The 18,113-nt window shown below is 71.9% G+C and carries 15 protein-coding genes; 6 read left to right on the forward strand and 9 right to left on the reverse strand.

Features of this window, described 5'->3' with window-relative positions; translation table 11 throughout:
* Window positions 1-24 precede the first annotated feature (24 nt).
* Window positions 25-513 (reverse strand): free L-methionine (R)-S-oxide reductase MsrC, encoded by a 489-nt coding sequence (msrC, locus tag O0S08_RS12935; protein WP_269039411.1) that lies wholly within the window; start codon window positions 511-513, stop codon window positions 25-27.
* A 195-nt stretch (window positions 514-708) separates the two neighbouring features.
* Between msrC and acnA the strand changes: the two genes are divergently transcribed.
* A complete protein-coding gene (acnA, locus tag O0S08_RS12940) occupies window positions 709-3,426 on the forward strand; it encodes an aconitate hydratase AcnA (protein ID WP_269039412.1) in 2,718 nt (905 codons plus the stop codon).
* Window positions 3,427-3,460: 34 nt separating this feature from the next.
* Window positions 3,461-4,192 (forward strand): class I SAM-dependent methyltransferase, encoded by a 732-nt coding sequence (locus O0S08_RS12945; RefSeq protein WP_269041957.1) that lies wholly within the window; start codon window positions 3,461-3,463, stop codon window positions 4,190-4,192.
* A 203-nt stretch (window positions 4,193-4,395) separates the two neighbouring features.
* Here the strand turns inward: O0S08_RS12945 and O0S08_RS12950 are convergent, their stop codons facing one another.
* From O0S08_RS12950 to O0S08_RS12985, 8 genes are all read right to left on the reverse strand, one after another.
* Window positions 4,396-5,379: a hypothetical protein gene (locus O0S08_RS12950; protein WP_269039413.1), complete on the reverse strand. Its 984-nt coding sequence runs from the start codon at window positions 5,377-5,379 to the stop codon at window positions 4,396-4,398.
* 199 nt (window positions 5,380-5,578) lie between these two features.
* Complete coding sequence (locus O0S08_RS12955) at window positions 5,579-5,779, reverse strand: DUF4169 family protein (protein ID WP_371879535.1); 201 nt, start codon at window positions 5,777-5,779, stop codon at window positions 5,579-5,581.
* 442 nt (window positions 5,780-6,221) lie between these two features.
* Window positions 6,222-6,782, reverse strand: a complete 561-nt coding sequence (locus tag O0S08_RS12960; protein ID WP_269039415.1) for a hypothetical protein — start codon at window positions 6,780-6,782, stop codon at window positions 6,222-6,224.
* A 70-nt stretch (window positions 6,783-6,852) separates the two neighbouring features.
* The gene (locus tag O0S08_RS12965; protein ID WP_269039416.1) at window positions 6,853-7,320 is read right to left on the reverse strand and encodes a VOC family protein; all 468 of its coding nucleotides are present in this window, start codon (window positions 7,318-7,320) and stop codon (window positions 6,853-6,855) included.
* Between the two features lie 78 nt (window positions 7,321-7,398).
* A complete protein-coding gene (locus O0S08_RS12970; RefSeq protein WP_269039417.1) occupies window positions 7,399-8,250 on the reverse strand; it encodes an AraC family transcriptional regulator in 852 nt (283 codons plus the stop codon).
* A 13-nt stretch (window positions 8,251-8,263) separates the two neighbouring features.
* Window positions 8,264-9,655 (reverse strand): dihydrolipoamide acetyltransferase family protein, encoded by a 1,392-nt coding sequence (locus O0S08_RS12975; RefSeq protein WP_276082596.1) that lies wholly within the window; start codon window positions 9,653-9,655, stop codon window positions 8,264-8,266.
* Window positions 9,656-9,689: 34 nt separating this feature from the next.
* Window positions 9,690-10,670, reverse strand: coding sequence for a pyruvate dehydrogenase complex E1 component subunit beta (locus tag O0S08_RS12980; RefSeq protein WP_269039419.1), 981 nt, complete (start codon window positions 10,668-10,670; stop codon window positions 9,690-9,692).
* 4 nt (window positions 10,671-10,674) lie between these two features.
* Complete coding sequence (locus O0S08_RS12985) at window positions 10,675-11,643, reverse strand: thiamine pyrophosphate-dependent enzyme (protein WP_371879601.1); 969 nt, start codon at window positions 11,641-11,643, stop codon at window positions 10,675-10,677.
* A 341-nt stretch (window positions 11,644-11,984) separates the two neighbouring features.
* On the opposite strand from O0S08_RS12985, the gene bioB reads away from it, so the two are divergent.
* From bioB to O0S08_RS13005, 4 genes are all read left to right on the forward strand, one after another.
* The gene (gene bioB, locus O0S08_RS12990) at window positions 11,985-13,082 is read left to right on the forward strand and encodes a biotin synthase BioB (protein WP_269039421.1); all 1,098 of its coding nucleotides are present in this window, start codon (window positions 11,985-11,987) and stop codon (window positions 13,080-13,082) included.
* Between the two features lie 389 nt (window positions 13,083-13,471).
* Entirely contained in the window at window positions 13,472-15,019 is a 1,548-nt protein-coding gene (locus tag O0S08_RS12995) for an outer membrane beta-barrel protein (protein ID WP_269039422.1), read from the forward strand.
* Window positions 15,020-15,114: 95 nt separating this feature from the next.
* Window positions 15,115-16,272 (forward strand): aromatic ring-hydroxylating oxygenase subunit alpha, encoded by a 1,158-nt coding sequence (locus O0S08_RS13000; RefSeq protein WP_269039423.1) that lies wholly within the window; start codon window positions 15,115-15,117, stop codon window positions 16,270-16,272.
* Window positions 16,273-16,548: 276 nt separating this feature from the next.
* A complete protein-coding gene (locus O0S08_RS13005) occupies window positions 16,549-17,985 on the forward strand; it encodes a ferritin-like domain-containing protein (protein WP_269039424.1) in 1,437 nt (478 codons plus the stop codon).
* Window positions 17,986-18,113 lie beyond the last annotated feature (128 nt).

The following is an 18,113-nucleotide window of genomic DNA, read 5'->3' on the forward strand; positions in this document are numbered from 1 at the left end:
GGGTCGCGTGCGGGGCGGAGACGGTCAAGCCGGCCAGGCGAGCCCGGCGACCAGCGCGGCGAGGCGCGTCAGGTGCTCGGCGTCGCGGTCGTCGAAGTTGCCGAGGCGGTCGCTGTCGAGGTCGATGACGCCGAGGACATGCTCGCCGCGGACGATCGGGACCACGACCTCGCTGCGCGAGTCGGCGTCGCAGGCGATGTGGCCGGGGAAGGCTTCGACGTCGGCGACCACGAGCGCCTCGCGGCGGGCCGCCGCGGTGCCGCACACGCCCTTGCCGCGGCCGATCCGCGTGCACGCGAGCTTGCCCTGAAATGGCCCGAGGACCAGGTCGTCGCCGACCTGCCGGTAGAAGCCCGCCCACGACACGCCCGGCAGCTGCTTGAGGCAGGCGGCGAGGTTGGCCAGGTTGGCCACGAGGTCCGGCTCGCCCTCGACGAGCGCCTGCGCAGTCGCCAGCAGCTCGGTGTAGATCTCGGCCCTGTCCGCGCCGGCAGGGAGGTCGAATGTGTGCATCGCGGCGACGCTATCACGCCCGTGAGCGGGCAGCCGGCGGCCCGCCGTGACCAGTGCCTGCCGGCGCGGGCCGCGAAGGCAGTACGCGGGCAGGGCGAGCGAGCGGCGTTCGTGGGGGGAAGGGAAGACAAGTGAGCCAGCGCGCGCCTTCGCGCGACAGATGCCACGCGACGATTTGATATCTTCCGCCCGCTCATGACTGCCTCGACCCGCAAGCGCGACCCCTTCCACGCCAAGGACACGATGACCACGCCGATGGGCCCGCGCGCCGTCTACCGGCTCGACCGGCTGAAGGGGCTCGGCCCGGTCGACACGCTGCCCTACTGCATCAAGGTCCTGCTCGAGGCGTGCCTGCGCAACGTCGACGACTTCATCGTCACCCAGGACCACGTCAAGGCGCTGGCGGGCTACGACCCGAAGAACGTCGGCGAGGTCGAGATCCCGTTCATGCCGGGCCGCGTGGTCCTGCAGGACTTCACGGGCGTGCCGGCGGTGGTCGACCTGGCGGCGATGCGCGAGGCGATCGTCAAGCTGACGGGCAACGTGGGCAGCGCGGAGAAGGTCAACCCGCTGGTGCCGTGCGACCTGGTGATCGACCACTCGGTCCAGGTCGACGCGTTCGGCTCGCCGCAGGCGCTGCGGATCAACAGCAAGCTGGAGTTCGAGCGCAACCTCGAGCGCTACCAGTTCCTGAAGTGGGGCCAGCGCGCGTTCAACAACTTCCGCGTGGTCCCGCCGGCGACCGGCATCGTCCACCAGGTCAACCTCGAGTATCTGGCGACCGTGGTGTGGGACGGCGCGGGCGAGCAGGCCGGCGCGATCTACCCCGACTCGCTGGTCGGCACCGACAGCCACACGACGATGATCAACGGGCTCGGGATCGTCGGCTGGGGCGTCGGCGGCATCGAGGCCGAGGCGGTCATGCTCGGCCAGCCGATCTACATGCTCATCCCCGAGGTCGTCGGCGTGCGCCTGTCGGGCAAGCTGGCCGAGGGCTGCACCGCGACCGACCTGGTGCTGCGCGTCACCGAGCTCCTGCGCAAGCGCGGCGTGGTCGGCAAGTTCGTCGAGTTCTTCGGGCCCGGCCTGTCGCACATGCCGGTGTCGACGCGCGCGACGATCGCCAACATGGCGCCGGAGTACGGCGCGACGATCGGCTTCTTCCCGGTCGACGAGCACACGATCACGTACCTGCGCCTGTCGGGCCGCGACGCCGGGCTGCTCCAGCTGGTCGAGGAGTACTCGAAGCTGCAGGGCCTGTGGCGCGACGACAGCCGCGAGGTCCGCTACACCGAGGTGCTCGAGCTCGACCTCGGCACCGTCGAGCCGTCGCTGGCCGGGCCCAAGCGCCCGCAGGACCGCATCGCCCTCGGCGCGATGCAGAAGCAGTGGCGCTCCGACCTGCACGGCAAGACCTTCGCCCGCCCCGAGAACGCCCCGGCGCAGGCGGTCGAGCTCGACGGGCAGAAGTTCGAGGTCAAGGACGGCTCGGTGGTGGTCGCGGCGATCACCAGCTGCACCAACACCTCGAACCCCGAGGTCATGATCGCGGCCGGCCTGGTCGCCCGCAAGGCGGCCGCCCGCGGGCTCACGCGCAAGCCGTGGGTCAAGACCTCGCTGGCGCCGGGCTCGAAGGTGGTGACCGAGTACTTCCGCGCCGCCGACCTGACGAAGGACCTCGACGCGATCGGCTTCAACCTGGTCGGCTACGGCTGCACCACCTGCATCGGCAACTCGGGCCCGCTGCCGGAGCCGATCTCGCAGGCCATCCAGCAGGGCGACCTGGTGGCGACGTCGGTGCTGTCGGGCAACCGCAACTTCGAGGGCCGCATCAACCCCGACGTCAAGGCCAACTACCTCGCCTCGCCGCCGCTGGTGGTCGCCTACGCGATCGCCGGCACCGTCGACATCGACCTGCAGAAGGACCCGATCGCGACCGACAAGGACGGCAAGGAGGTGTTCCTGCGCGACATCTGGCCGAGCCAGGCCGAGGTGCAGGCGCTCATCGACGAGTGCGTCACCCGCGAGCAGTTCATCGTCCAGTACTCCGACGTGTTCAAGGGCGCGGAGGAGTGGCAGGCGATCGCCGAGGTGCAGAGCCAGCTGTACGCGTGGGACGAGGACAGCACGTACATCCAGAACCCGCCGTTCTTCGCCGAGCTCACCCCCGAGGTGCGGCCGATCCGCCCGATCCAGGGCGCCCGCGTGCTCGCGGCCATGGGCGACTCGGTGACCACCGACCACATCTCGCCCGCGGGCTCGATCAAGCGCGACTCGCCGGCCGGCAAGTTCCTGATCTCGCGCGGCGTGACGCCGGAGATGTTCAACCAGTACGGGGCGCGCCGCGGCAACGACCGGGTGATGACCCGCGGCACCTTCGCCAACACGCGGATCCGCAACGCCCTGGTCGAGCTGCAGGTGCCGGGCGGCAAGGAGGGCGGCTACACCGTCGACTTCCTCGACAACCAGGTGAAGTTCATCTACGACGCGGCCGTGCACTACCAGGAGGCCGGGGTGCCGCTGGTGGTGCTCGCGGGCAAGGACTACGGCATGGGCAGCTCGCGCGACTGGGCGGCCAAGGGCACGTTCCTGCTCGGGGTGAAGGCGGTGATCGCCGAGAGCTTCGAGCGCATCCACCGCTCGAACCTGGTCGGGATGGGCGTGCTGCCGCTGCAGTTCAAGGCCGGTGAGTCGCGGACGTCGCTCGGCCTGCGCGGCGACGAGGTGTTCGACGTCGCGGTCGACGACGACGTGCGGCCGCTGCAAGAAGTGCGGGTGACCGCCCGGAACGCCGCTTCGGGGGCAGTGGTGCGCGAGTTCGCCGCGATCGCCCGGCTCGATACGCCGGTCGAGGTCGAGTACTACCGCAACGGCGGCATCCTCCACACGGTGCTGCGCAAGATGGCGGGCTGAGGCGCGGGGGCCTAAGCTCGGGATCGCCGTGCCGATGGACGACGACGACGAGCTGCCCCCGCTCTACACGCGGCGCGCCGCGTGGTTCCACCTGCTGACGGCCCCGGCCGACTACGTCGACGAGGCCGCCGAGCTGGTCCGCATCATCCGCGAGGCCGGCTCGGGGCCGCTGGCGACCCTGCTCGAGCTCGGCGCCGGCGGCGGCAACATGGCCTCGCACTACAAGCGCGACGTCGCGGCGACCCTGGTCGACCTGTCGCCGTCGATGCTGGCCCTGTCCCGCACGATCAACCCCGAGTGCGAGCACCTGGTCGGCGACATGCGCACGCTCCGGCTCGGCCGCAGCTTCGACGCGGTGCTGGTCCACGACGCGGTGATGTACATGACCAGCGCCGAGGCCCTCCGCGCGGTCATGCGCACCGCCCTGGCCCACCTGCGCCCCGGCGGGGTGGCCGTGTTCGCGCCCGACTGCACCCGCGAGACCTTCACCCCGGGCACCGCCCACGGCGGCGACGACGACGGCGAGCGCGGCCTGCGGTACCTCGAGTGGACCTTCGACCCGGACCCCGACGACTCGACCTACACCGTCGACTTCGCCCTGCTGCTGCGCGACGGCGACGAGGTGGTCTGCGAGCACGAGCGCCACACCTACGGGCTGTTCGCCCGCGGCGAGTGGCTCGACATGCTCGAAGAGACAGGTTTCAAGGCGCAGGTGCGTGAGACCGAGCTCGGGCCGCTGTTCGTCGCCGTCCGGCCGCGCGGCTGAAGGGTCGCGCCCGAAGCCGCGAGCGGACGCCCGGCGAGCCGAGGCTCGATGTCTCTGGGGACATGTTCAGAAGCGCATGAACTCGGCGCGGCCCGCGACTCGCCGTCAGACCCATGACTCCACGGACATGGCCTGAAGGTCTGGCGCGGGGCGGCGAGCCTGCGGGATCGAAGATGTCCGTTCGGACATGCCCAATGGGACAGCTACGGCGGCGGGCCGAGGCGGGCCGCGTAGGCGGTGAGGGTGGCCTGCATGTCGGTCACCACCGAGGCGCCGCTGGCCGCCAGGGAGCGCACCAGCAGGCTGGCCGGCAGGGCGTCGGGCTCGTCGGGGACGACCTGCGTGGCGGCGACTGCGGTGAGGTCGTCGCCGGCGGCCGCGGCCGCGGCGACGCGCTCGCCGAGGTACCAGCGGGCCATCGCCAGCTCGCGCTCGGGGCCGATCCACGTGGCCGACCAGCGGGCGATCACGCCGGGCTCGACCATGTCCGCGGGCTGGCCGGCGCCGCTGCGGAACGCGGCCTCGGCCAGCCGCAGCGAGCACACCGCCTCGCGCGCGAGGATCGGCAGGACCTCCTCGCGGCGCGGGGCGAAGGCCTTGAAGGCCGGGCCCGCGGGCAGGTTGCGGGCCTCGGCGACCTGCAGCGCGTCGCCGGCGACGGCGAAGCCGACGGCGCCAGCGATCAGCGGGCCGCGGCCGCGCAGGTAGGCGCCGAGGCGCAGCGCCGCCGCGAACGCGGGGTCGGTGTCGTCGCGCGCGTGTGCCAGGGCGAGGCGGGCCAGGCGGAGCATCTCGACCACGCGCGCCGGGCCGGCCGAGAGGTCCGCGGGGTCGACGATGCAGAGCTCGCTGCCGAGGCCGCCGTGCTCGGACCACTCGACCAGAGCGGCGAGGGCCTGCTGCTCGGCCGGGTCGCTGACCGGCTCGGGCGGCCGCGACGGCTCCCACGTCTCCTCGCTCCTGCCGGCGCGCTTCAGGTGGTCGAGCGCGGCGTGGAGCCGGTCGATCGGCGCGTCCGGGTGGCGGGTCTCGGCCGCCCACGACTCGACCTGCGCCCACGTCCCGGCGATGTGCTCGGGCGCGGCGATCGGCGGGGCCAGCCACGGCCCCGCTGCGAACCACCCCGCGGCCGCCAGCGCCAGCAGCACGAGCAGCAGCACTGCGAGCCAGCGGAGCCACGCGGACACGGCCGCACCATCCCACGCGGCCCGCCGGTGGTCAACGAGCGCGGACGTCCGCGGGGAGGCCGGGCGCCGGGCCGGGTGAAAATACTGGCTTTCAGGTCATGTCTTCAAGGCCATGCGCGGCGGTGGAGGTCGGCCGCGCGGCCCGGGCGGTCACGTCCCGGGCGCGGGGGATACTGGCCTTTTAGACATGTCCAAACGGTCAGGGGCCCTTCGGCCCCTCGTCGGCGGCGTCGAGGCGCTTGCCGTCGAGCTCGGTGGACTGGCGGTCGAGCTCGCGTTGCACCGCCTGCTTCTCGGTGCGGGTCCGTGCGTGACGGACCCGATTGGCCTCGGCCTTCTGCTCCTTCTCGGCGCGGGCCTTGGCCTTGCGATAACGATTCAGATTGATCACATCGCCCATGGGGTATGCCACCACAGTAACGAGGCCGCGATCGGGACGCCAGCAGGGGCTCTCTCAGCGCCCCGGGCGCCGCGTTCGACCTTTGCGGATAGGCGGCGGCGGCGATTTATGCGGCGATCGACGCGGGCGCCGGTGCCGACGCGCGCGGCCGGACGCGAACGTCGATTCGCCAGTGGCACTTTGCGGCGCGGTCGTTCGCGCGGGCACGAGCGGCGGCGCCGTCGCTCGTGCCACGGCCAGGGTTTCGCCGCTCCCTCGCGCCGTGGGGCGATTCGTCGCCGACGAGCGACGCGGCGAGCGTGACGGCGAGCGGGAGGTCGAACGCCCCGGTCGCCGCGCGAGTGGGGCGATCGGGGCGACGCGTCCTCGCACACGAGCGAGCGACGAGCGCTCGCGAGTCGCAGCTCACGGGCCGCAGCTCACGAGCGCGACGGGCCGCAGCTCAGCGGCGGAACTGCCAGGTTCGCACGCCGCCGGCGGTGTCGCCGTCCCAGTGGTCGGGGTGCGGGATGAGGGCCATGAACACGCGGCCGGTGCAGCGCGCGGCCGCAGGCTCGAGGGTCCGCAGCAAGCTGTCGGGCTCGGGGACCATCGAGGCGACGAACAGCTTGTGGTGCGCCGACCCGAGCACGAGCTTGTTGAAGTCTTGCACCGCGTCGGTCCGGTCGAGCGAGAGCTCCGACTCGACCTGCCACAGCACCTCGGTGATGTACCAGTGCTCGCCGAGCTGCAGGCTGCGGCTGATGGTGATGTCGTGCAGCAGCTCGCCGGTGCCGAGGCGCGGGCGGACGTTGTCGTGGTAGCGGCTCAGGGCGTCGACGTCGCCGCCCTCGTGCTCGCGCAACGCGTCGGCGAGGGCGAGCACGAAGTGGCGCGAGCGCGCCTTGTGACGCTCCTTTCGCGTCGTCTCGGCGGTCGGGTGGGCCTGCGCGGCGCGCAGCGCCCCTTCGACCAGCGCGTGCAATTCACTGAGTTCGTTCGTCGGCGCGTCGGACAGTGCCAAGGTCCAATGAGGATGCCGGAGGCGGGGCCTGGCGACAATCTCCCGCGAGCGCGCGCCGGCGCGCCGGCGGTCAGGTGGACCGGGCGCACAGGGCGTCCATCCGCCGCTGCAGCTCCGCCGCCGACACTTCTTCGACCTGGGTCTGGATGTTCCACCGGTGCCCGAACGGGTCGGTCAGGCGGGCGGACCGGGCGCCATAGAACTCGACTTCGATCGGCCGCTCGAGCCGGGCCCCGGCGGCGACGGCCCGGGCGGCGACAGCGTCGACGTCTTCGACGTGCACGGTGAGAGTGTGGGAGATGCGTTCCGGGGTGGGCCCGAGGAAGCCGAGCGACGGGTACTCGCTGGACAGGTAGATTTGGCCGCCGAACAGCGACAACTCGGCGTGGGCGAGCCGGCCGTCGGGTTCGTGCAAGCGCAAGATCTCCTCGGCCCCGAAGGCTCGCGCGTAGAAATCGAGCGCGGCGGCGCCATCACGGACGACGAGGCAGGGGATCACGCGCGGGCCGGGGGGAATCGGGCTGGGCTGGGTAGTCATGGCTGCTCCTTGCCCGCCCAACCTAATCGCCCGCTCCCGGGCCGGTCTTGAACAAATTTTACCTGCGGGGCAGCGGGCTCAGGCGAACGCGAGGTCGCCGATGAGCGCCCGAGCACCCGTCGGGGTGATGCCGGTGAAGCCGCGGATCTCGCGGGTCAGGTGGGCCTGATCGGCGAACCCGAATTCGGCCGCGAGCTCGGCCCAGGTGGCCGACGGGCCCGACTTCAGGCGGCGCACCAGGTGGTCGAAGCGGACCAGCCGCGCGAGCAATTTCGGCGGCACGCCGACGCGATCGCGGAACAGCGCGATCAGGTGCTTGCCGCTGTAGCCGAGCTCGCCGGCCAGGCCGCCGATGTCGACCGCGCCGGCGCAGGCCTCGATCCTGCGGCAGGCCCAGGCGACGGTGGCGACCTCGACGCGAGCCTCGGCGACGCGCGTGGCGATGAAACTTTCGACCATGTCGAAACGGTCATCCCAGTCGGCCAGCTCGGCGAGCCGCGCGGCCAGGCCCCGGTGCGCGCGCGGCAGCAGGTCGTCGAGGTGGACGACGCGCCCGGCCAGCTCGGACAGGGCCACGCCGAACACCAGGCGCGCGCCGATCGGGGTCAGGTTGAGCTGGATCCCGCGCTGCGAGCCGTCGTGGCCGGTCTCCGTCCAGCAGTCGTGGACGCCGGCCACGAACCCGCCGGCGTAGCGCGAGGCGACCCCGGCGTCGTCGTGGACGCGGATCGGCGGGCCGAACTCGATGATGACGACCACCTGCGGCAGCGGGAACTCGCGCCGCAGGCACGGCAGCGCCGACGCCTCGCTGTAGCCGAGCAGGCCGCGCACGTGGGCCCGCAGGCCGGCAGGGAGCTCGCGGGTGGCGACCTCCCAGCGGGACTCGCCCGCCTCGCTGCGGGTCACGCGGGCGCGGCGGTGCGGGTCCACGGCGACCTGTCCTTCAGGTCAGCAGCGCGAGCGGGCTCTCGAGCAGCTTGCGCAGGGTCTGCAGGTACTTGGCCGACTCCGCGCCGTCGAACACGCGGTGGTCGCTGCACAGGGTCACGCGCATGCGCTTGCGGGCGACGATCTTGCCGTCCTCGACCACGGCCTCGTCCTGGACCGCGCCGACGGCCAGGATCGCGGCCTCGCCGGGGTTGACGATCGCGCAGAACTCCTCGATGCCGAACATGCCGAGGTTCGACACCGTGAAGGTGCTGCCGGTCAGCTCCTCCGGCTTGAGCGTCTTCTCCTTGGCGCGCGTGCCGAGGTCGCGGACGTCGATCGAGATCTGCTTGAGCGTCTTCTGGTCGGCGAAGCGGACCGGCGGGACGATGAGGCCGTCGTCGAGCGCGACCGCCACACCGACGTGGACGTCGCCGCGCTCGACGATGCCGTTGTCGGTGTAGTAGGCGTTGACCCGCGGGTGCTTGCGCAGCGCGCGGGCGGCCGCGAGGATCACGAGGTCGTTGAGGCTCGCCTTGGTGCCGTCGACCGAGAGGTTGAACTCGGCTCGCAGCGCGACCGCCTTGTCCATGACGATCGGCATCGTCAGGTAGATATGCGGGATCTCCCGCTTCGCCTGGCCCATGCGCTTGGCGATCGTCTTGCGCATCTGCGACAGCTTGACCGTGCGGTCGGGCCGGCTGATGTACGGCCGGCCGTACTCGTCGACCTCGGCGGCGTGGCTGCCGGGCGGCAGGCTGGCCGCCGGGACATGTTCCGAAGGACCGGTCGCCGCGGCGGCCGCCGGACGGGCCGTCGGGCCCTTGGCGATCGCCTGCTCGACGTCAGCCTTGACGACCCGGCCGTGCGGGCCCGAGCCCTGGATCTGGGCCAGCTCGAGGTCGTGCTCGCGGGCCAGCCGGCGGGCGACCGGCGAGGCGGGGATCCGGCCGCGATCGACCTGTCCCTCGGGACCGGTCGACGTGGCCTTCGGGGCAGGTGCCTCGGCGGCGGCCGACACCTCGGCGGCCTTCACCTCGTCCTGGCTCTCGGGCTGCGGCCGCGGCTCGACCGGCTTGGCGGCCGCCTTGGCCGGCTCCGCGGCCTTCTCGGGCTTGTCGGCCTGCTCGGGCTGCTCGGCCTTCGGCGCCGGGGCGCCGGCGGCGTCGGGGTTCTCGCCGGGCTGGCCGAACACGGCGATCGGAGCGCCGACGGGCAGCGCCTCGCCCTCGGGGGTGACCAGCTTGAGGACGGTGCCGGCGTCGAAGGACTCGAACTCCATCGTCGCCTTGTCGGTCTCGATGTCGGCGATGACCTGGCCGCGCTTGACCTTGTCGCCGACCTTGATCCGCCACTTGGCGATCACGCCCTCTTCCATCGTGTCGCTGAGGCGGGGAAGTGTGACCACGGTTGCCATGGGGTCTGTCTCCTTGACCAGGTGCTCAGCGCTTGTAAGCGACGCGGCGGATGGCCGCCAGGGCGCGTTCGGGCGAGGGGAGGATCAGGTTCTCGAGGTTCTCGGCGTACGGCATCGGCAGGTCCTCGTAGCAGACGCGGAGGACCGGGGCGTCGAGGTCGTCGAACGCGAGCTCCTGGATGCGGGCGACGATGTCGCAGCCGACCCCGCCCTGGGGCCAGCCGTGGTAGACGACGACGGCGCGGTTGGTCTTCTTGACCGAGGCGATGATCGCGGCCTCGTCCATCGGCCGGATCGAGCGCAGGTCGATGACCTCGCACGAGAGGTCCTCGGCGGCCGCGAGCTCGGCGGCCTTGAGCGCGACGGGCACGCCCTGGCCCCACGTGATCACGGTGACCGCGTCGCCGGGGCGCTTGATGTCGGCCTGGCCGAACGGGATGAGGTACTCCTCCTCGGGCACCTCGCCCTTGACCGAGTACATCAGCTCGCTCTCGAGGAACAGCACCGGGTTCTCGTCGCGGATCGCCGTCTTGAGCAGGCCCTTGGCGTCGTACGGGGTGGCGATCGCGATCACCTTGAGCCCGGGGATGTGGGCGTAGAAGTGCTCGAAGGCCTGGCTGTGCGTCGAGCCGAGCATGTGCGCGGCCGCGTTGGGCCCGCGGAACACCATCGGCACGCCGAACTGGCCGTGCGTCATGTGGCGCAGCTTGGCCGCGTTGTTCAAGATCTGGTCGAACGCGACGGCCGAGAAGTTGAACGTCATGAACTCGACGATCGGCCGCAGGCCGCACATCGCGGCGCCGATGCCGATGCCGGCGAAGCCGGTCTCGGTGATCGGGGTGTCGATCACTCGCTTGGGCCCGAAGTGGTCGAGGAGGCCCTCGCTGCACTTGTAGGCGCCGTTGTAGTAGCCGACCTCTTCGCCCATGAGGAAGACGCGCTCGTCGCGCTCCATCTCCTCCTTCATCGCGTCGCGGATCGCCTGGCGGATCTGCAGAATCGGCATGGTCTTACTCCACTCCCGCCGGCCGCGTCGTCGCGCTGTCGCCGTAGTAAGGGCCCTCGGCCATCACGTTCTCGAACCGGGCCTCCGGCGCGGGGGCCGGGGCCTTGTCGGCGAAGTCGTAGGCGGCGTCCATCTCGGCGACGATCGTCTCGTCGATCGCGTCGAGCTCCTGCTCGGGGACCTGGTAGATCGTCTTCAGCGCCATCAGCGTCCGCTCGAGCGGGTCGTTGAGCCGCCAGCGCTCGACCTCCTCCTTCTGCCGGTACTTGGCCGGGTCGCTCATGCTGTGGCCGCGGAAGCGGTAGGTGATGAGCTCGAGGAGGGTGGGGCGGCCCTCCTTGCGCGCGCGCTCGACGGCCTCGCCGAGGCGGCGCCGGGTCTCCTGCACGCTGGTGACGTGGAAGCGGTCGCTGGCGAACCCGTAGCCGGCCGCGCGCGCGGTGATGTCCTCGACCGGCAGGGTGCGCTTGAGCGGGGTGCCCATCGAGTACTGGTTGTTCTCGACCACGAAGACGATCGGCAGCTTCATGATGCCGGCCATCGTCATGCCCTCGTGCACGGGGCCGATGCCGACGGCGCCGTCGCCCATGAAGCAGAGGGTGACGCGGCCGTCGCCGGTGTACTGCGAGGCGAAGGCGTGACCGGCGGCGACCGGGATGTGGTTGCCGACGATCGCGTAGCCGCCCCACAGGCCGCGCTCCTTGTCGAAGAAGTGCATCGAGCCGCCGACGCCGCCGACCAGGCCGGCGGCCTTGCCGAACAGCTCGGCGGCGCAGGCCTTGGGGTCGGAGCCGAGGGCGATGGCGAAACCGTGGGTGCGGTAGGTGGAGACGACGCGATCGCCGGGCTCCATCGCCTGCTGGGTGGCGATGGCGATCGCTTCCTGACCGATGTAGAGGTGGAGAAATCCGCTGATCTTGCCGCGCGTGTAGGCGCGGGCGGCCGCCTCCTCGAAGCGGCGGATCCGGAGCATCTCGCGGTAGTCTCGCAGGACATCTTCGCGGCTCTGGCCGTCGTAGTCGGCGCGGAGCTTGGCCTCGTACGCGGCGTCCACCGTGCTGTCCGAGGCGGCGTCTGGTGCGGCTTCTGATTGCGTCATTGGGGACCCTTCTCGCGGGCGCGGGGAGGGTACCACCGGCGACGGAGCGGTGAAAGCGCGAGATCCGTCGAGTTCGCCGCGCGGGGACGCGAAGGACGGTGCACGGCAAAGCTCACTCGCGGGCCGCGGGAGATGCGGCGGACGGGCGAGCGCGCACGACGGACGCGCACATGGCGTCGGTCCGCGGCGCGCTCGCTTGCGGTATACCTCGCGCCATGACGAGCCTCGACGCGCGCCCTGAACTCCCTGCTCCGCACGCCATCGCCGAACGGATCCTCGGCGGCGAGTGGGACGCGCTCGACGGGGCGACCCTGGTCCGTTACCTGAGCGGCGAGGGCGAGCTCGGCGACCTGATGGCGGCGGCCGACCGCCTGCGCCGCGCTCGCTTCGGCGACGAGGTCCACCTGTGCTCGATCGTCAACGCCAAGATGGGCGGGTGCCCCGAGGACTGCGGCTTCTGTGCGCAGTCGAAGCACTTCACCACCCACATCAAGGCCGACAAGTTCCTCGGCCACGCCGACATGGTCGCCGCCAGCCGCAAGGCCCAGGGCCAGGGCGCGACGGCGCTCGGGCTGGTGACGGCCACGCGCGGCTACGAGGACGGCTCCAAGGGCCTGAAGCACATGATCGAGGGCATCCGCCAGGTGCGCGCCGCGGGTCACACCGAGGCCCACGCGTCGCTCGGGATCGTCAGCAAGGAGGCGCTCCGCGAGCTTCGCGACGCCGGCATGACCGAGTTCAACCACAACCTCGAGTCGGGCCGCAGCTACTACGAGAAGATCGTCACCACCCACAGCTACGACGATCGCCTCGACACCATCCGCGCGGCCAAGGAGCTCGGCCTCCGCACCTGCGTCGGCGGGATCTTCGGCATGGGCGAGCAGCCCGAGCACCGCGCCGAGCTGGCCATGGAGCTGCGCGGGCTCGACGTCGACGAGGTGCCGATCAACTTCCTCGTCAGCATCGAGGGCACGAACCTCCAGCACGTCGACCCGCTGCCGCCGCGCGAGATGCTGCGCATCATCGCCTGCTTCCGCCTGGCCCTGCCGCGCCAGAACATCTTCATCGCCGCCGGCCGCCAGCACCTCGGCCAGCTGCAGCCGATGATCTTCGCCGCAGGCGCGTCCGGCATGATGATCGGCGACTTCCTCACCACGCCCAACCGCTCGACCCAGGACGACCTCGACATGCTCGAGCAGCTCGGCCTCCGCGGCCGCGTGTGCGCCACCGGCGAGGCCCCGGCGCTGCGCCCGGAGATGGCCCCGCGCGTCGAACGGCGCGCCGGCGCGACCCACCTGCCCGTGCTCGCGTGAGGCGCGGCTGTCCCTCGGGACAGCCAGAGCCCGCGAGCGCGCGCGGCGGACCCCTCGTGGCAGATGAAGGCGCTCCTGTCTCGAGGGACAGGTGTCGCCCGTCGGTCGGGGCCGCGCGGGGCGAGTGTGAACCTGTCGTGAGAGACAGGTGAGCTCGAGATCGTCGCGCCCGCTCACGACGGGCTCGCAGGACTCGTGGGACAGAGGACGACCGGGCGATCACGGGCGCGCCTGGCTGATGGGACAGGGCAGGCCCGGTGTGACGCGGGGTGTGACGCGGCGCGCGGGAGCGATCCCCGGGCGGGTCGGCGCGCGCCGGGGCCCGCGGACGGCGCGGCGAGGCGATCTGGACGTCGCGGTGCCGTGCGCGGCCCAAAGCCCGGTCGGCGATGAATTGGCGTCGCGGCGAGGTCTGGCCGCAGAATGGGGCGGCGACCGCCATGAGCCCGACGATCTCCGCCCTCGCCTCGCTGATCCCGCTCGTGCTCGCCGCGCCGGGGGCGAGCGAGTCGGGCGCGCTGGCGTTGCCGCCATGGACACCGACGCCGGCGATCGAGGTCCGCGACGAGCCGGGTCAGGTCGAGGGCGCAGGTGTGAACGAGTCGCGCTCGGCGAGCGAGCCGGCGCCGTCGTCCGCGCCGGCGAAGCGGACGACGAAGGTCTCGGCCGACGTCCCGGCGTCGCAGCAGGCGCCGACCTCGTCGGCCCCGCCGGTTGTTCGTCCGGCGCCGGCGATCGGGCCGGATGACGAGGGCGTCGAGGCGGCGCTGCCGGGCACCGACGCGGCGGCGGTCAACAACCCGGCGCTGGCGGCCGGCGAGCACATGGACCCGCACCTGCCCGGCTTCAAGCCGTGGGAGGTGGGCGGCTTCATCGACGTCAACTACGCCTACAACAGCAACAACCCCGACAACCACGTGTACCGCGGCACCAGCGTGCAGCCGCGCACCGGCGAGTTCACGCTCAACCACGCGGTCGCGTACATCCGCCGCGACGCCATCCCCGGCAAGTTCTCGCCGATCTTCGAGTTCGCGGCGCAGGCCGGTCCGGCCGCCGAGGCGCTGGTGGCCTACGAGCCGAACCCCGGCGGGGCCAACGGCAAGTTCGCCGGGCCGCAGGTGTGGAAGCACCTGTCGCGCGCCAACGTCGGCTTCCGCGGCCGCCACGGCACGGAGCTGGTGGTCGGCCTGCAGCTGAGTCCGGTCGGCATCGGCATCCACTGGAGCCCGTACAACTGGAACTACACGGTCACGTGGCAGCTCAACAGCGTGCCGTACTACCTGTCGGGGCTGAAGCTGGCGCAGACGATCCGCGACAAGCATCAGGTGCAGCTGTGGGTGGTCAACGGCTGGCAGCTGCTGGCCGACAACAACAAGGCGCCGAGCGTGATGCTCGGCTACACGTTCACGCCGAGCGAGAGGTTCAGCTTCGCCGAGTACGTGTGGATCGGGCCCGAGCAGGCCGACATGCGCCCGCGGGCGTGGCGGCTGTTCTCCGACACGCAGGCGGTCTACAACACCGAGCGCTTCGGCGTCGGCGCGCTGTTCGACGTCGGCGCCGACCCGCGCACCGATCTGCCGCGGACGCCGTGGCAGATGTGGATGAACGGGGCGGTGTTCACCCGCTGGCGCGTGCTCGGCAAGCAGCGCACGTGGGACATGGCGCTGCGCCCGGAGTTCTTCTGGGACCGCGACGGGCGGATGTTCGGCGTGCCGCAGACGCTGATCTCGGCGGCGTTCACCAACAACTTCCGCGTGTTCAACAACCTGCTGCTGCGCCTCGAGTACCGCTACGACCACTCGACCAGCGCGAACGGGTTCTTCTACCGCGGGCCGGCGATCATGGACGGCGGGCCCGGCCTCGCTCGTGATCAACATACCGTCTTCTTCGCGGTCGCCGGTGTGTTCGCGCACCGCTTCGGCGGCAAGCGAGGTTGACGCCGGCGCGCCGGCGATCACCCGCTGTGACGCTCGCGCCGGCGGGCCGCGCAACGGTTCGACCGCGCCGGGGAGGTCGACTATCCTCAGCGCCGATGGACGCCACTTCGCTCGTCGCCCCGGTCGATCCGTCCGCGCTCGCCCAGGTGCTGCGGCCCTTCGGCGAGGGCGAGGGCCTGCCGCGCGACGCGTACGTGTCGCAGGCGGTGCATCAGTGGGAGCTGCGCGCGTTCCTCGACGACGCGTGGGTGTGCGTCGGCCGGGCTCAGGCGTTCGATCAGGTCGGGGCGCAGCGGGCGATCCGCGCCGGGCGCGAGGGCGTGCTGCTGGTGCGCGACAAGGCCGGCGAGATCCGCGGCTTCTTCAACGTGTGCCGCCACCGCGCCCACGAGCTGGTCCAGGTCGGCGAGTGCGTGCGCGGCGGGCAGATCCGCTGTCCGTATCACGGCTGGGTCTACGAGCTCGACGGGGCGCTGCGCGGCCAGCGGCGCGAGCTCGAGCCGCGCGGGCTGGTGCCGGTGCGCGTGGAGATCTGGCGCGGCTTCGTGTTCGTCAACCTGTCGGGTTCGGCGGTCCCGCTGCGGCAATGGCTCGGCGACCTCGACGCGCTGACCGCCGCGCACGACCTCGATTCGCTGCAGATCGCGGCGACCCACAGCTACGAGCTGGTGGCCAACTGGAAGCTCGTGGTCGAGAACTACCACGAGTGCTACCACTGCCCGCTGATCCACCCGCAGCTGTGCCGCGTCAGCCCGCCCAACAGCGGCCAGAACTACAGCGGCGCGGGGGCCTGGATCGGCGGGCCGATGCAGCTCATGACCGACGTCGAGACGATGTCGTTCGACGGCAAGAGCGGCGGGCAGCCGCTGCCGGGGCTGACGCCGGAGCAGCGACGCAGCGTGTTTTATTACGGGGTCGGCGCCAACCTGCTGGTCAGTCTCCACCCCGACTACGTGCTGACCCACCGGCTCGAGCCGCTCGCGCCCGACCGCACCCGCGTCGAGTGCCAGTGGCTGTTCCACCCCGACGCGATCGCGGCGCCCGGGTTCTCGCCCGCTTACGCGGTGGACTTTTGGGACATGACCAATAGGCAAGATTGGCGGGCGGTCGAGAGCGTGCAGCGCGGGGTGTCGTCCCGCGGCTTCCGCCCCGGCGTGTTCGCGCCGCGCGAGCAGGCGGTCTACGAGTTCGTGACCCGCGTGGCCCGCGGCTATCGCGACGGCGGCTGGGCCCAGTCGGGCGGGGCCGCGTAGTCCTGTCCCGAAGGACAGCCTTTCCCGGGCGAGGCTGTCTCCCGTGGCAATGAACTGCCCCGGCGCCGGGGCGTCCGCCGGCGAGCGCCGGTCGACGGTCGAGTGCGCGGGAGCGTGGGGCCGCGAGTCCGCGCGGCGTGGATCGATCATCGAAACATGTCCCTCAGGACATGTATTGTGGCGAGCTCGGCCACGCTCGACCGAGCTCGAGTGTGTCCTCGTCGCCGGTGCAGATCGCCCCCCCGCGGCCCGCCGGGCCGGCTATCCTGCCGCCACATGCGAGACCGCCTCCACACCGTGTTCACCGCGTCGATCGCGGCCGCCCTGGCCTCGACCGTCTCCGCCGCCGGCTGCGAGAAGACTTCGACCGTCCCGCCCGAGCCGGCGCCGACCGACAGCAGCGCGCCGGCCGAGCCGCCGGCCGAGCCGCCGGCCGAGCCGCCGCCGCCGGAGATCCCGTCGGGGCCGACGGTCGCCGACTTCGCGGGCGACACCTGCGATCCGGCCGCGCTGGTCGCCCGCTTCGGCGAGGCGAAGCTGGCCAAGCCCTACGATTACGTCGAGCTGCGGGTCTCGCAGCTGCAGCCGGACAAGGGCGAGCAGTGGAAGGTGGTGAAATCGGAGGCGGTGGCGTCGTTCGGCGCAGCCTGCAAGGATCCGAAGACCGCCAAGGCGTGCACCAAGGCGCTCGCCAAGGCGACGTCGCCGAACTCCCTGTTCCCCCCGGGGGCCGGGCGCATGCCGACGGCGACGTACCTGGTGGTCCAGTCCGGCGCCGAGGTGGCGACGATCACGACCCGCGCCGAGGCCGTGGCCTTCTTCGGCACCATCGACGCGCCCGTCGAGGCGCTGTTCCTCACCACGCTCGACGGCTATGTGCCGCTGTGCGACGCGAGCAAGGCGCGCGAGGTCGAGGGCGGCTACGAGCTGCTGGCCAAGAAGAACTTCAACGAGTGCATCAACCAATTCCACGGTCACCTGGTGACGGTGAAGGGCGAGACGGTGACGTCGCAGGCCGAGGTCGATCTGACCACGCCGAACGAGGGCTGCGCGGTCGCCGGGCGCCGTCCCGAGGGCTTCCGCCCGGCGCCCCGGACCGCCGACAGCGCGCTCGTGGCCTACCTCGACGAGATGCACCACCTCGAGGCGGCCAGCGTGCCGGCGTTCGTGCGCCTGGCTCGCGAGCTGGCGCACCACGGGGCCCCGACGGCGCTGGTCGAGCGCGCCGAGGCAGCGGCGCGCGACGAGGTCCGCCACGCCGCCGGCTTCGCGGGCCTGCGCGCGCGCCTGGCCGCGACCGACGGCGCGTCGCCGGCGATCGAGGTGCCCGCGGAGGTGCGCTCGCTCGAGGCGCTCGCGCTCGAGAACGCGGTCGAGGGCTGCGTGCGCGAGACGTTCGGCGCGCTGGTCGCTCGCTATCAGGCGTCGGTGGCCGCGGACGAGCCGCTGCGCCGGCTGTTCGCCGCCATCGCCGAGGACGAGCTGAACCACGCGGCGCTGGCGTGGGACGTCGCGACCTGGCTGAACGGTCAGCTCGACGAGGCCGCCCGCGCGCGCGTGCACGCGGCCGAGGCCGCCGAGCTGGCGCGCATGACGGTCGCCCTGGCGAGCACCGAGCCCGACCCCGAGGTCTCGCGCCTCTGCGGGGTGCCGAGCCCCGCGATCGCTACCGCGATGTTCGAGCGCTGCAAGGCGTCGCTGTGGGCGGCCTGATACGATTCATGTTTGTGTGAGGCGCCTGGCACGAGCGCTCGTGCCAGGCGCCTTGCGGACGCGCTCGGCTCGCCGAGCGCGCCGAGGCCGATGTCGAGGACGCGAGGCGTGACGCAGGCGTCGGCACG

Source organism: Nannocystis punicea (assembly GCF_026965555.1).
Lineage (GTDB): Bacteria > Myxococcota_A > Polyangia > Nannocystales > Nannocystaceae > Nannocystis > Nannocystis punicea.